The 14780-nt window shown below is 60.3% G+C and carries 11 protein-coding genes; 6 read left to right on the top strand and 5 right to left on the bottom strand.

Translation table 11 applies throughout. The annotated features are described in order from the left end of the window. The first annotated feature begins 16 nt into the window (after nt 1-16). The gene (locus D3870_RS20785; RefSeq protein WP_119742955.1) at nt 17-505 is read left to right on the top strand and encodes an Lrp/AsnC ligand binding domain-containing protein; all 489 of its coding nucleotides are present in this window, start codon (nt 17-19) and stop codon (nt 503-505) included. A 113-nt stretch (nt 506-618) separates the two neighbouring features. Here D3870_RS20785 and D3870_RS20780 read toward each other — a convergent pair whose 3' ends face one another. The 3 genes from D3870_RS20780 to D3870_RS20770 form a co-directional block, all read right to left on the bottom strand. Next, nucleotides 619-1932: a sensor domain-containing protein gene (locus D3870_RS20780; RefSeq protein WP_242490126.1), complete on the bottom strand. Its 1314-nt coding sequence runs from the start codon at nt 1930-1932 to the stop codon at nt 619-621. A 149-nt stretch (nt 1933-2081) separates the two neighbouring features. After that, a complete protein-coding gene (locus D3870_RS20775; RefSeq protein WP_119742953.1) occupies nt 2082-4559 on the bottom strand; it encodes a DEAD/DEAH box helicase in 2478 nt (825 codons plus the stop codon). After that, on the bottom strand, nt 4556-5362 hold the full coding sequence (locus D3870_RS20770) for a 2-keto-4-pentenoate hydratase (RefSeq protein ID WP_119742952.1): 807 nt from the start codon (nt 5360-5362) through the stop codon (nt 4556-4558). Before D3870_RS20770 ends, D3870_RS20775 begins: the two co-directional genes overlap by 4 nt. A 524-nt stretch (nt 5363-5886) precedes the next feature. Here D3870_RS20770 and D3870_RS20765 point away from each other — a divergent pair. The 4 genes from D3870_RS20765 to D3870_RS20750 all read left to right on the top strand — a co-directional run bounded on the left by D3870_RS20765 (nt 5887) and on the right by D3870_RS20750 (nt 11088). Continuing rightward, nucleotides 5887-6813 carry a diacylglycerol/lipid kinase family protein gene (locus tag D3870_RS20765; protein ID WP_119743198.1) on the top strand — a complete coding sequence of 309 codons (927 nt, stop codon included), beginning with the start codon at nt 5887-5889 and terminating at the stop codon, nt 6811-6813. 4 nt (nt 6814-6817) lie between these two features. After that, nucleotides 6818-7636 (top strand): metallophosphoesterase family protein, encoded by an 819-nt coding sequence (locus D3870_RS20760; RefSeq protein WP_119742951.1) that lies wholly within the window; start codon nt 6818-6820, stop codon nt 7634-7636. A 408-nt stretch (nt 7637-8044) separates the two neighbouring features. After that, nucleotides 8045-10693, top strand: a complete 2649-nt coding sequence (locus D3870_RS20755; RefSeq protein WP_119742950.1) for a bifunctional diguanylate cyclase/phosphodiesterase — start codon at nt 8045-8047, stop codon at nt 10691-10693. 185 nt (nt 10694-10878) lie between these two features. Beyond that, nucleotides 10879-11088, top strand: coding sequence for a hypothetical protein (locus D3870_RS20750; RefSeq protein WP_119742949.1), 210 nt, complete (start codon nt 10879-10881; stop codon nt 11086-11088). A gap of 79 nt (nt 11089-11167) precedes the next feature. Here the strand turns inward: D3870_RS20750 and D3870_RS23125 are convergent, their stop codons facing one another. Beyond that, nucleotides 11168-11299 (bottom strand): hypothetical protein, encoded by a 132-nt coding sequence (locus tag D3870_RS23125; protein ID WP_277986382.1) that lies wholly within the window; start codon nt 11297-11299, stop codon nt 11168-11170. 29 nt (nt 11300-11328) lie between these two features. Between D3870_RS23125 and D3870_RS20745 the strand changes: the two genes are divergently transcribed. Further along, nucleotides 11329-11793: an ABC transporter permease gene (locus D3870_RS20745; protein WP_199710849.1), complete on the top strand. Its 465-nt coding sequence runs from the start codon at nt 11329-11331 to the stop codon at nt 11791-11793. A gap of 89 nt (nt 11794-11882) precedes the next feature. Here the strand turns inward: D3870_RS20745 and D3870_RS20740 are convergent, their stop codons facing one another. Beyond that, nucleotides 11883-14594, bottom strand: a complete 2712-nt coding sequence (locus tag D3870_RS20740) for a hypothetical protein (protein WP_147375900.1) — start codon at nt 14592-14594, stop codon at nt 11883-11885. Between the last annotated feature and the right edge of the window lie 186 nt (nt 14595-14780).

Below are 14780 nucleotides of genomic sequence, written 5' to 3'. Positions count from 1 at the left end.
TTTTCAGGAATAAATCATGCGTATCCAGAAGGAATCGATGCGTGCGCTGGACAAGATCGACAAGCACATCCTGCAACTGCTGCAACAGGATGGCCGCATGGCAATGAAGGAGCTGGCGGAGCAGGTCGGCCTGTCCATCACGCCCTGCATCGAGCGGGTCAAGCGCATGGAGCGCGACGGCGTGATCTCCGGCTACTACGCGCGCATCAACCCCGCCGCCGTCGGCGTCAACCTGCTGGTGTTTGTCGAGATCACGCTCAACCACAAGTCGGCCAAAACCTTCGAACAGTTCCGGCGTGAAGTGCTGCGCATTCCGGAAGTGATGGAATGCCACCTGGTGTCGGGCGATTTCGATTACCTGATCAAGGCGCGCATCCGCGAGATGGCGGAATACCGCAAGCTGCTGGGCGACATGCTGCTGCAGCTGCCCGGCGCGGCGCAGTCGAAGAGTTATGTGGTGATGGAGGAGATCAAGGAGACGCTGGGGTTGGCGCTGGAGGAGTAGGGCCGGCTTTGTCGGGATTCCGCATATCGTCTATGCGCATCCTTGATGCGCACGATCTCCCTGGCAGCGGTGCGCCCACCAATTGAAAATCGGCAGGCCTGATTCGCCGACGCCTATTCCGACCCGCGAACCTTGACCGTTTTTGCCGAGTACATCGCCTTGTCGGCGTGCTTCAGAAGCTGCTCCGCGTCATCGCCATGGTCGGGATGGAACGCAATGCCGATGCTCGGCAGCATCCGGAGCTGTTGTCCGTCGATGCTTGCCTGCTGACTGACCGCACTCCGGATCTTTTCCGCGACGATCGCGGCGTCTCCGGGCAGCGGCACATGCTCCAGCAGCACCACAAACTCGTCGCCGCCCAGGCGGGCGACAGTGTCTTCCTCGCGCACGCACTGCGTCAGCCGTCGCGAGACTTCCTGCAGCAGCAGATCACCGGCTGCATGGCCGAGCAAGTCGTTGACACGCTTGAAGTCGTCCAGATCGACGTAGAGCACCGCCACCCGCTTCTGTTCGCGCCGGTTTCTGGCGAGCGCGATCTCCATCCGGTCATGGAACAGGCGCCGGTTGGGCAGGCCGGTCAGCGCGTCGTATTGCGCCATCCTCAGGAGTTCCGCGTGCAGTTGCTTGCGCTCGATGGCCGTTGCCACCTGTGTCGAGACGAACTGCAGCAGCTCCTGGTCTTGCTCGGTGTAGAACGTGCCGGCGCGGCTCTTCACGATCAATGCGCCCATTGCGCCTTGTTGCGAAAAAAGCGGTACGGCCAGCCAGGATGCACTGCCGCCGGAAGATGCGGAAGCATCGGACAAGGCAGCCGGCGATCGGTGGTGCAGCAGTTTCGATTGCCCGCTGCCGATGACGTCGGTACACATCCGGCTCGCGATCGCTTCCTGTTCGGCGGGCGCGTCGGCTTGATCGTCAAGGGGGTAGGGAAACGCGAGCCGGCCGGTGTGTGCGTCGCACATCGCGATGGTGAAACCGGCAACAGGCAGCAGCTCGGCAATGATCCGGTGAATTTCGCGGAACAGCGCCACGAGGTCGCCGGCCGTGTGCGCAGCTTCGGAGATGGCATACGTGGCTGCCTGCATCGCTTCGGCGTGTTTTCGCTTCGTGACGTCGCGTGCGACACCAATTCTCAACTGGTCGGCTTCGGACCAGCGGGCGGACCACATGATGCTGGCGCGACGGCCATCCTTGCGGACATAGCGGTTTTCGAAACCGATCCGCGGGTACCCGGCCATGACCTGTTTGGCTTCGTCCCTGGTCGTCGCGCGGTCTTCCGGCGCGAGGAAGTCAAACAATTCCCTGCCGATCATCTCGCCGGGCGTGTAGCCGAAGATACGCTCGCATGCCGCGCTGACGTACACGATGCGTCCGAGAACATCGACCATGAATACGGCGTCGAGCAGCAGATCTGCGAAGTCGGGCATCAGGGCGGGTGTTTGCGCGTTCATGCGGAAAGAATATATATCAATCGTCAGCGCTGCGGCATGTGATCCATCCGAACCTCACAGGCGCAAGCGTTGACAGGAATTCTGCGGCATCATCCGGCGTCGGAGCATGCCGGCAGCAAGTGCCATCACCCCAATGGCGCGAGCAAGGCCTGCAGATCGTCGGCACTGAACTTCTGCGCCAATCCTGCATCGCTGCCGAGCACGCCTTCTGCCAGCGCTGACTTGCGCGCCTGCAGTTCCAGCATGCGCTCCTCGATGCTGCCCTCGACCACCAACTTGTAGACGAATACGGTTTGTGCCTGCCCGATGCGGTGGGCGCGGGCGGTGGCCTGTTCCTCCACCGCAGGGTTCCACCACGGGTCCATGTGGATCACGGTGTCGGCAGCGGTGAGGTTGAGCCCGACGCCGCCGGCCTTCAGGCTGATCAACAGGATCGGCACGCTCTTGTCCTGGAATTGCGCCACCACTGCGCCGCGCGCCGCAGGCGGCGTCTTGCCGGTCAATGCCAGCCACGGTAATTGCAGCGCGTCCAGTTCCGCCTCGATCAGGCCCAGCATTTCGGTGAACTGGGAGAACACCAGAATCCGGCGGCCCTCGGCCACCAGGGCGGGCAGCAGGTCGCGCAGCATTTCCAGCTTGGCGCGTTCCATGTCGTCGTGTGGCGTGATGCCCTTGAGCAGATAGGGATCGCAGCATACTTGCCGCAGTTTCAGCAGCGCATCGAGGATGGTGATTTGTGCGCCGGCAAAGCTCTTGCGTTGCAGGATGCGGCGCACCTGTTCATCGGCGGCGACGCGCACGCTTTCGTAGAGATCGCGCTGATGGCCCTGCAATTGCACGCGCTTGACGACTTCGGTTCTGGGCGGCAGCTCGGCAGCGACTTCTTCCTTGCGACGACGCAGGATGAAGGGCCGCACCCGTTGCGCCAGCAATTGCGCCCGCAGCGTTTCGCCATTGACCTCGATCGGCCTGCGCCACCGGCGCGCGAAGCTGCGCGCATCGCCGAGAAAACCCGGCATCAGGAAATCAAACTGCGTCCACAATTCGCCCAGGTGATTTTCCAGCGGCGTGCCGGTAATGCACAGGCGATGGCGCGCCTGCAGCCTGCGCACCGCGCCGGCGCTGCGGCTGGCGGCGTTCTTTATCGTTTGCGCCTCATCCAGGATCAGCAGGTGGAATGGCTGCATCTTCAACGCGGAAATATCGCGCCACAGCAATGGATAGGTGGTCAGCACGACATCGTGTTCGGCCATGCGGCAGAAATCGTCCGCGCGGTCGGCGCCCTGCAAGGTCAGCACGCGCAGACTCGGCGCCATGCGCCTGGCCTCGGCTTGCCAGTTGAACACCAGCGAGGTCGGCAGCACGACCAGCGCGGGACAGCCGAGCCGGCCAGACTGCTTTTCAAGCAACAGGTGCGCGAGCGCCTGCGCCGTCTTGCCCAGGCCCATGTCGTCGGCCAGGATGCCGGCCAGATGATGCTCGCGCAGGTATTGCAACCACGCCACGCCATGCAATTGATAGGGGCGCAAGCGCACGCCCAGGCCGGACGGCGGCTCGATTGCCTGCATGCCGCCGGCGGTGTTCAGCCGCTGCGCCAATGCGCGCAATCCTGCGTCGCCTTGCAGCTGCCATGCGCCGTGTGCGCCGGCACGTTCGCGCTGCGTCTCCAGCAGGCTCGCGCACATGATGTCGAATCGCTGCGCGTCCCAGGACGACAGCGGCAGCGGTCCTTCCCTGCGACGCGGGTCGGTCAGCAAGTCCAGCATGCCGGCAACGATCGCCTTGAGCGGCGCTGCCAATGCATCGATGCGCCGGCCGCCGGGCGCGCGCAGGCGCACCAGTTCCTTGTCGTCGATCGCGGCCAGCTTTTTCGCATCCAGCCAGCGTGCATCGCGTTGCAGCAGGGTGACCAGCAGCGGCACCAGATCCAGCATCTGGCCGTCGATCTCGATCCCGAGCGTCAGCAGCCATGAGCCTTCATGGGTCGTTTGATCGAGGGGTGTGATGGTGGGTGTGCGGCCCCGCATGCGCGCCGCCACTTCCTTGCCCAGCACTTCGCCCGTTGCGGGGTTGACGATCAGGTGCCAGGCCTCGACCGGCACGCTCTCGTGCGCAAAACCGGGGCGCACCACCACGGCCCAAGCTTCGGCCTGCAGCTCGGGCAGCTTCTCCGCCCAGAAATCGCCGAAGAAATCCTCCTGCACCAGCGTCCACAAGGGTCCGTGCACGTGCTCGCTCTCGCTCTTATCGGAGCGCCACTGCAAGGTGTCAGCGGGCAGCGGCAGCAGGCCCAGGTCCCACACCCGATCCAGTGCATCCGCTTCGGCATCAAGGTCGCGCAGCAGCACACGCCGCCCCTGTTCATCCTCCAGGAATTGCGAGGAAGAAGGGCGACGGTTCAGTATCGTTGACGGCGCCGGTATCTCCCAGCGAATGCCATCATCGGTGACGTAGATCCAGTCGATCTGCGCCACCGTCACATTGCCGCCGCGCGGGCCGAACTGGCCGGAAGGCCGCATCCCCAGCAGGCCGTCGCCACGGCTCAGGGTTTGCAGCGTGATGCGCGGACGGAAGCGTCCGAGGAGTGCAGCAGCGTCGATCATGTCGGCGCTGTTGGTGCCGGCGGTGCTGGCGGTGCCGCGGGGGCAAAACGCACCTTCAGCACGCCGAGCTCGCCGTATCGAATCGTGATCTCCTGCTCCGCAGGCACATCGAAGCTGCCGGCGTAGGAGCCGGTGATCACGGCCTGGCCGGCGCGCAAGCCCTGGCCCTTGCTGCGCAGGAATTCAACCAGCCAGTACAGCGGCGCACGCGGTTCCGCATTCGGATGGCGGCCGTCCAGTTGCGTTGCCTCGCCCGATTCCAGCGTCACGCTGATCGGCATCGCGCCGGTCATGCGTGCCTTCTCGCCATCCACCTGCGGCCCGATGAACAGGCCTTGATTGAGCAAGCCATCGGCCAGATTCTCGGCGAAGTCGGCTTCGCCCGGATTGCTGTAGCGGCTGTCGATCAATTCCAGCGCCAGATGCGTGCGGGTGATCGCGGCATCGACTTCTGCGGTGCTGTAGGGTGCATCGCGTGGCGGCAGGTCATGGCCGAGGATGAAGGCGAGTTCCGGCTCGATCCGTACCTGTCCGGTACGTGCCAACGCCGCGCATGGACTTGCGGTGTGGATGGTGCCGGCATGGATAGGCGCCAGGACGGTTGCGCCCTGAACCGGCATGCCGCATTTCCAGCCGCCGATGCGTTCGCCAAGCTGCGCGGTGACGGCGGCCTGGATGGCGAGGGCGGTGTCCGTGTCGAGCGGGCGGCACGATTCGGGCAGACGCGGCCCTTGTTCATTGCTCGTGCGGCGCGCTGCGAGGATGCTGGCTGCGGCGGTGACGGAGGATCGGTTTTGGGACATGACTGGTCGGGAGCAAGGAAGGATATGGTGGTGCCGATACGTTCCTGGTGGCGGTCGGAAGCTCCATCAAATGGAGTACAAAAAGACGGAACCATTGTAGTGCGTTTGCGATGCAAAGCCGACATGCCGCTTTCCCGGAAGGTGAGCATTATGGTTCGCGTGTCGCACCCTTCCGGCCATTGGACAGCCGGGCTCAATGTCCCGGCGATCGTCAACGCCGCGACGAGAATCGGAAGAGCCGGCAGGAGTTGAATGCGGCCCGTCTCAAGGAGAGCGATGACGAGGCTTGCAGGAGTGATTTCGATTCGCAACGTCCGTCTCTGGATGCTGGCGGCGGGAGTTTCCTTCGACTTGTCGGGAGCACTGGCTTGCCCGGCACAAAACAGGAATGGACAACGTCTGCAGGAATACTGAAGATACTGTACTTCACAATGCGACATATACATCACACGACATCAAGATTCCGTATTGAAAGCTGATGTCCCATGGACCGCATCCAGGCACACTTCTCATGGAATAACCAGATGCAATCGTCAGACTTGATTCCTGTCATCATCAACGCATCTTCCGGTGCCGGCTATACGGAAGAATGGGTCAATGATTTGGTGAAACAGTTCAGACTCGCCGGGCTCAACGCAAAGGTAACGCTTGCAGGAAGCGGCGCTGAAATCCTGGCAGCCGTGCAGGATGCCGTGTCGCGCAAGCCGCGGGTGATCGTTGCGGGTGGCGGCGATGGCACGATCAATGCGGTTGGCGCGGCATTGGAAGGGACTGACATTGCGCTGGGTGTGCTGCCGCTCGGAACGCTGAATCACTTTGCAAAGGATATGCACATACCGCTGGAGCTGGACGATGCGATACGCAATATTGCTGACGGACATCTGCTCAGGATTGATGCCGGCAAAGTCAATGACAGTCTCTTCCTCAATAACTCCAGTCTGGGCATCTATCCTGACGTAGTGCGCGATCGCGAGAAGCAGCAAAGGCGGTTGGGCTGGGGGAAATGGCGCGCCTTTGGCTGGGCAGCCATGATGGGACTGCGGCGCTATCCGTTCCTCGACGTGCGCCTGACGACCGACAACAAGACGCATCATCGAAGTACGCCGTTCATTTTTATCGGCAACAACGAGTACGTCATGGAGGGTTTCAACATCGGCGGGCGCAACGCTCTCGATGGGGGCCACCTCGGTCTGTACATGCCGCGGCGCGTTGGACGTTTCGGGCTGTTCATGCTTGGGATCCAGACCCTGTTCGGGCGGTTGCGCCAGGCGCGGGATTTCGACATGCTGACAGTCGAGGAAATCGAGATCGACTCGCGGAAGAAGCGATTGCGTGTCGCGATTGACGGCGAGGTTACTGTGATGGAGACGCCGTTGCGTTACCGCATACTGCCAAAGGCGTTGACCGTGATCGCGCCGCCATTGAACGAAGCCGGGGAAGCACGGGAGTGATGCCATGCGCACGCTTGTCCATTTGTCCGATCTGCATTTCGGTCGCGTCGACCAGGCCGTGATCGCGCCGTTGACCAGGCTCGTGGCAGACATCGGCCCGGACCTGGTCGTGGTGTCCGGAGACCTGACCCAACGCGCCCGCACGGCGGAATTCAGGCAAGCCAGGATGTTCCTCGATACCCTGCCGACACCGCAGATCGTCGTACCCGGCAACCACGACATCTCCATGCATAACGTGTTTGCACGATTCCTGAAGCCGCTCGTGAAATACCGGCGCTACATCACGCCCGATCTGGAGCCGTTCCATCTCGATGACGAGGTCGCTGTGCTTGGCATCAATACGGCGCGCTCCCTCACCATCAAGGATGGCCGCATCAACGAAGAACAGATTGCGCGTGTCCGCGCACGGCTGTGTGCACTGGACAGCCATATCGTCAAGATCGTCGTGACGCATCATCCCTTCGATTTGCCGACGCCATACGGCACGCGGGACCTGGTGGGACGAGCCACGGTTGCCATGAATGCGTTTGCACATTGTGGAGCCGACGTGCTGCTTTCCGGGCACATGCATGTCGGGCATGCGAGAAGCACTTCGGAGAGATACAGGATCGAGGAGTACTCCGCGTTGGTCGTTCAGGCCGGAACCGCGACATCCACGCGTGTCAGAGGGGAACCCAATTCGTTCAACGTGCTTCGCATCGCGCCGTCGCGCATCCTGATCGAGCGGTATGAATGGAGGGAGCCGCAGGCTGCTTTCGGACTTGCCGCAAGCGAGGGGTTTGAACGCGTTTCAAGCAATTGGGTGAAGACGGGCCTCGCGTAGCCTGATGTGCATGACGTTCAAGTCCATGCATGCTCTCATCCGATTGCCGATTTCGTGATCTCCTGTCGGCCGCCGTAATCCTCCACATCGCTGTCCTGCCCATGCTCGCCATCCTTCACGCCGGCACTCCGCCGTTCCGATAGCTTGCAAGTGTCGATGCCGAACGGCCGGCAGCATTTCCGCTTCTGCTCCGCGCGCAAAATGGTTCAAAGTGGTTGTTGCATCATCGTCAATGTGAAGCCGTCGTACCGTTGCGCGCACTGCGAATTCATGGCCACTTGCTGTTGCTTATATGATGTCGATTGGCTAAAGTCTCATGAATAAAATACAAGAGGGACAAGCAATGGGGATTGGGATGACGACGGGTGACGCCGCCGGCAGGACGTTGCTGCCGTTCGGGGGAATGGCGTGAAGATCGATTCACTCGACCGGGACGACGAAAGGCTGCGCCACCTCGTCGCCATGTACGCCGTATTGAACGCGACCAACGAGGCAATCCTGCGCGCCACGGTGGCGCCCGAACTGTATGAGCGCGTGTGCCATGCCGCCGTCGATGGCGGAAAATTCCGTGTCACGGCCATTGCCATTCCCGACGCCGACAGCGGGGCGATCAAGGTGGTCGCGGTCGCCGGCACGCAGGCGCAGAAGATCGGCGGCGGTGCCGGCATTTCGATCGACGCGGATTCCGAGCAGGGCCAAGGGCTGGTCGGCCTTGCATACCGCAGCGGCGTCGCCTGCCACAGCAACGACTTCCTGAACGACGAGCGCACGCGGCCATGGCACGACTCGGCGCGGCGCGGCGGAATCCACTCGGGCGCGGCGGTACCGTTGCTGCTCGATGAACGCGTGATCGGCGTGCTGGTCTTTTACTCCATCGAAAGGAATGCATTCGACGCCGAAACGATCGAGCTGATCGAACGCATGGCGCGCAACATCTCTTTCGCGCTCGGCAATTTCGCGCGCGAGGCCGAACGCCGCAAGGCCGAACAGGCGCTGCGAGAGAGCGAGGAGAAGTATCGCAACATTCTCGAAACCATCGAAGACGCATACTACGAAGTCGACCGGCAGGGAAACTACGTGCTCGTCAACAGGGCCTTCTGCCGCATGGTCGGCTACGACGAAAGCGAAGTGATCGGGCGCAGCTATCGCGACTTCCAGTCGCCCGAAGTCGCGGTGCGTGTGCTGAAGGCATTCAACGAGGTCTATCAGACCGGCGTGCCGTCAAACGGCTATGACTGGGAAACAATACGCAAGGATGGCCGCAAGGTAGTCAGCGAAGGTTCGGTGAAGCTCATCGTCAATGCCGACGGCGAGCCGTCAGGATTTCGCGGCATGCTGCGCGACGTGACCGAACGGCGCAAGGTGGAGCGGGCATTGCGCGAGAGCGAGGCGCGCTTTCGCGGATTGACCAATCTCTCCACCGACTGGTACTGGGAACAGGACAGCGAGTTCCGCTACACGCGCATGGACAGCCGCCATACCAACGTGATGGCGACGCAGCGTTCCTTCCTCGGGCGGCGGCCGTGGGAGACGGAGCTGGAAATCCAGGCCGGCGGCGGCTGGGATGCGCATCGCGTGCTGCTTGACGGTGGCGAATCGTTCCGCGACGTCATCATGTACCGCCTGCTGCCCGGCGGCCGGCCTTACTACATCAGCGTCAGCGGCGAACCGGTGGTGGACAACGAGGGGCAGTTCCTCGGCTATCGCGGCGTGTCGCGCGAAATCACCGAGCAGAAGATCGCCGAGGAGCGCATCCAGTTTCTCGCGACGCACGACGGTCTGACCAGGCTGCCGAACCGTCTGATGTTCAGCGAACTGGTGAATCACGCGATCTCGACATCGCAGCGCCACAAGCGCAACTTCGCGGTGCTGTTCATCGACCTCGACCGCTTCAAGTTCGTCAACGACACACTCGGCCATGAGGCGGGCGACCGGCTGTTGAAGGAGATCGCCGCGCGCTTCAAGCAGGTGCTGCGCGCCAGCGACGTGCTGGCGCGGCTGGGCGGCGACGAGTTCGTCATCCTGATCCAGGAGTCGGAAGACAGCGAGCAGATCGCTGTCGTCGCGCGCAGGATACTGTCGGCAGCGTTGAAGCCGATCATGCTGATGGGCCAGGAGTGCCGCGTCACCGCCAGCATCGGCATCGCGACCTTCCCCGAACACGGACAGGATGAACAGACGCTGATGAAGAATGCCGACATCGCGATGTACTACGCGAAGGAAGAGGGCAAGAACAATTTCCAGTTCTATTCGACCGATATCAAGACGCTGTCGCTGGAGCGCCTGACGCTGGAAGCAAACCTGCGGCACGCGATGGAGCACGATGAATTCTCGCTGCACTATCAGGCCAAGCTCGATTTGAAGAAGGGGTCGATCACCGGCGTGGAGGCGCTGCTGCGCTGGCAGAACGCGGAACTGGGTTCCGTCGCGCCGAACCGCTTCATCCCGGTCGCCGAAGAAACAGGCATGATCGTGCCGATCGGCAAATGGGTGCTGCGCACCGCCTGCGAACAGAATATGGCGTGGCAGCGGCAGGGCCTGCCGCCGATCTGTGTCGCGGTCAATCTCTCCGTGCGCCAGTTTGCCGACGAAAATCTGCTGGGCGACATCGCCGCCGTGCTGGCGGAGACCGGCCTTGCGCCGCACCTGCTCGAAATCGAAATCACGGAAGGGATGGTGGTGCATCATCCGGAGCGCGCGATCAAGCTGTTGACGGCGATCAAGGCGATGGGCGTGCGGCTGGCCATCGACGACTTCGGCACGGGCTACTCATCGCTCGGCCAGCTCAAGAACTTCCCGATCGACACGCTGAAGGTGGACCGCTCGTTCATTCGCGACATCGCCACCAGCGCCGACGACAAGGCGATCACGGAAGCCATCATCGCGATGGGCAAGACCTTGAGCCTCACCGTGGTGGCCGAAGGCGTCGAGACGATGGAGCAGGAAGCCTTCCTGCGCGAACACGCGTGCGACGAGATGCAGGGCTACTACTTCAGCAAGCCGATCGCGGCGGACGAGTTCACGGCCTTGCTGAAAACGCATCTGCAACCGGGTTGATGGCGGGCGCATCAGCGCACCCTGCTTTCGCGCCGGAAAGCCTTCGCGTGGCCGCCGCACAGCCGCCGCATAGTCACTATATACCTGCATCAACAAGCATCGAGAAAGGATGCGTCAGCCGTCCCGCCCTTGAACCGGCGCGCCGATCCGAGCTCTAATACGCATAGCCATGCGAGGAGGGTTCAATGACACGTCTGCTGCTTCTTGTTGTTGCCATATCCGCCTGGCTCGCCGGCTGCACCATCACGCGCGACGGCATCACGATGGGCAACAATCCGGTATTGATCCAGGGAAGAGACGATGCCGCAGGCGATCCGATGCCATCCGTCCTCGACGAGGAAAGCGGACGCGAAGGCCGGCCCGGACAGTCCGCGCCGAACGCGATCAGCCGGTAGCGTTGCACCCGTACGCACGAATGCCCGGCGGCATCGACCGCCTGACCTGCAAGGAAGGCGAGCAGACCAATTCCATCTTCTACCGTTCTCCCAAGGAGCAGAAGGACTGGCACGACAAGGTGTAGGCCATCGACGCGGTGCTGAAGGACATCGGCGGCGTAGTCACGCGGGTCTCGTTACGCTCCCTTGCCGTCAGTGCTGCTGTGCTCATGGCATCTTCCTCGCGTTCCGCTGAAGACCATGCACAGTCTATTTCAAAAAACTTTTGCGGACCTGCTTGGTCCAGCCGTCATCGTGATGGCATGGGCGTCAACGATTGCCTTGATCGTCGGCACGGCACTCGCCATCTCCGTCAAGCGCCATGCGTTTCCGTACAAGGCAACGCTGCAGGCGATCCTCGCCTCGCCGCTGATCGTGCCGGGTTTTTTCGGCGGCTGGCTGTTCGCCTCGATCATGTCGTTCAACGAATTCACCGCCTCGATGTTCATCACCGCGCAGGCGACGCAGACCCTGCCGGTCGCGATGTACAACTACGTGCGTGAATTCACCGCCCCGACACTGGCTGTGCTGTCCGTGATCTACATCGCGACTACCTCCGCGATCCTGATCCTGGCCAACATGTTCCTCGGCCTGGGCAAGGTGCTGAATGTGGAAGGCGATCGCGAGAAAGGAATGATGCGCCATGAGGGTATTCCACGCGCTTGATCATGCAGTCGTGTTAGCCAAGGGAAACCTCATGGTTCCCCTTGGCTTGACTCAAGACATTTCACTTTGAGTTGAACGTTGTGCTCCTATCAGACTTTACTGGTTTGTTGAGCCATGATTCTTGTGTGCTCAACGGATGTTTTTGCGCTTTGCTTCTTGCCTTCTTCATTTTTCGATTGCAAAAAACCGGTCGCATGCTTCAAGGCTTCCTGATACACCGCTTCATGTACATGCATCGGATAATCGATGTAGCGCTTGAAATAGCTTTCTTTGCTTGCCGGTTCGAACTTTGGCAGGTTTCCCCGGTCCGTGCCGCGTGTAGCATCGAAATCATCCATGGCTTCCGCGAAAAGGCGCTGACGGCGCGCAGCCACGAATTCCTCTGGCGTCAAATCTTTCAGACTTTGCGGATTCTCGGTCCGGCCGACAATGATCGCTTTTTCTCGACCGGCCTGCGTGTGGGAAAATTCTTCAATCGACGTGCTGAAGATATTTCCTTTGAGTTCCCGGAGTGGCGCAGGAATCTGTTCGACGGCATTTTCCACTGCGTTTACAAAAGCAGCCTTGTCCATGGCGTTCGTGAAGTGCTCCTTGAATTTAGCAGTTTCCTCGCTATAACTTTTATCGGTCACGTGAGCATGTCTCCTGTAGAACGATTCAATAATCTCATCGCTGCCCAGATTCAATCCTGCCGCATTCAAATGGGCGCGAGCCATGCGACGGAGTGCCAGACCCGGAGAAACATCATAGGCTGAATCACGATTGTTCACGTCGTAAGCCTTCAGGCCGATCTTGGACTTTGTTTTCGGATGAGCATCGCCCGTGCCGTTATAGCCGTAGTCCTGAACGTTAACGGGTTTGCCATTTGGGCTGAGCAGCATGCGATTCGAGGTTACGTCAGGCAGATCAGGAATGCTTGGATCGATAGGTTTGACCTGGCCTGTGAGCGATTGCAGCGCAGGCTCGGCTTTGCGATTGAATGTCGGCGAAACGATGAAGGCGTCGAATTGTTTTACTTCGGCACCCTCGCCATGTGGCGTGAAGCTGAGCTGCTGATCGTTTTCGTCGGCCTTTAGATTGTTGTAGCTGCCGGACTCGTACTTGATGATGCCCGCCTCCATCAGCATCACGCCCAATTCGTGCACCCGCCACGGCGATGCGGTGATGTCGTTCGTGGCGACGGTCAATGCATTCATCTGCTCACGATTGCTTTCATGCGCCGCGGTCTCAGGGCTGGTGACGCCAGCTGGCTGAGCACGCTCGATCAAGTAGCCGGAACGGCCTTTGAAGGTGTGCGGTGCCAGCTCTTCCATGCGTTGAATGGTTTTCGGAATGTCAGAGGTCATGCCCAGGCCCAGCATGGTGGACAGAAAAGCTTGACGACGCGCACCTTCAAGGGTCCAGGTCGCTTCCTTCAGAGCCTGTTCACGCGCTTCGCCCTCCAGATGTGAGGCCTCCGCCAGTTTGGCGACGTGCTGCTCCGTAGAAGCGCCCTGTGCCAGCAACAGTTCCTTGGTGGTCAATCCGCTTTGCGTCACTTGTTTCGGCGTGATCCCGAGGGTATTGGCGACCGATGCAATGGCGAGCTTGAACGATGCATCATAAATTTCACAACCGTCCTTGTGCAGGAGCATTGCATGCAGCTCTTCCGGTGTGGTCAACGCGGCTTTTTCCTGCGTCCATTGCGCATTATTCGCATGGCGCGGAGGAATCCATTTTCCAGGCGTATTGCTGATGACGGTCAGGGCACCCTGATATTTCTCCTTGGCGGAGTCGGTCAGCTTGTAGCCGAAGGGCGAGCTCTCATCGCGCTCCATCAGTTTCATCGATGGTTGCAGGGTAATCAACTGATCATACAGAGACAATCCGGTACCGCCGACCGCAAGCTTCACACCTTCTTTCAATTGACCTTCGTCATCCAGCAGGCCCTTGTTTTTCAGGAATTCGGACACAGCAGTCTGATCCATCGGCGCGGAGAAGGTATGTTTCCGAACGTTGGGATCGCTAATGGGATTCTGCACAGTCGTGCCGGTATTAAGCACCAGTGCATTTGCCATCAGCCTGCGGGCAGCGCCACCGGAAGCCACCGGTTTTGCCAGAACCTGAGGGTGGTTGGGGGCACTGAGATCGATCTTGTCGACCGAGGTATCGGTGATCACGCGCAATTTGTAGAAGGGAAATTCGTTCTGGATTTCTCCATGCATTTTTTTGAAGTTGTCCAGCTCTTCGCGGCCCTGATCCTGACGAGTGATAGCGGCGCGAGTAACGTTGGGAGCTTCTTCGGTGCCATCCGGCTGCTGGAATGCGCTGGCCAGAGTCGAACCTGCTATGGGATTTTTTTCATCGTACTTGGCTTGCAGCTCTGAGCGCTCTTGCTTGTAAAATTCTTGCAAGCGGGGCTTGTGGTTCTGGGCGGCCTCCGGCGTCGTATTCACCGTGCCTTCTCCTTGATCCGGCCCCCAAGCGTTGCCGCGAGCGACGTAGTCCGCACCTTTCCGCTCGATGATGGTGGTTTGGATATCGTACTCTGCGCCTAATGCCTGCAGCTCAAGGAAATCCTGCTTATGGCTGCGCAGTAGTTCCATTTCGGAAACGGCCTGGGCGACCGACCGAGGACCGCCGCCAACCAGAATCGTGTGCAGGCCGGAGTCATGCTCTTCACTGATTTTTATAAACTCATCAAGGCTTACAAAAAGTTTCTTCTGTTCTACGGGCGCATTTGTAGAGCTGTTGTTCGAAATGTTGAGAGAAGCGATGGTGGACTGCAAGCCTACAGGAGTATTTGATAAAGGTGAGGTCATAAAATTTTTCTTGAATATGTCTTGCTATATAAGTTAAGGCACGAAGGTTCGTGCCGGACTGAATCAGATTCCAAGTCTGGATTGATTGCTGCGAGCTAGATCACCATGATTTTTCCTCCGGGTATGAGATGATTCGACAGCGATATGTGGTAAGCGGTCATTCGTGGTTCCGTGTGTCAAATGAAC

The sequence above is a fragment of the Noviherbaspirillum cavernae genome (assembly GCF_003590875.1).
Lineage (GTDB): Bacteria > Pseudomonadota > Gammaproteobacteria > Burkholderiales > Burkholderiaceae_D > Noviherbaspirillum > Noviherbaspirillum cavernae.
The sequence above is the reverse complement of the archived record's forward strand: the minus strand, read 5'-3'. Positions and strand labels throughout refer to the sequence as shown.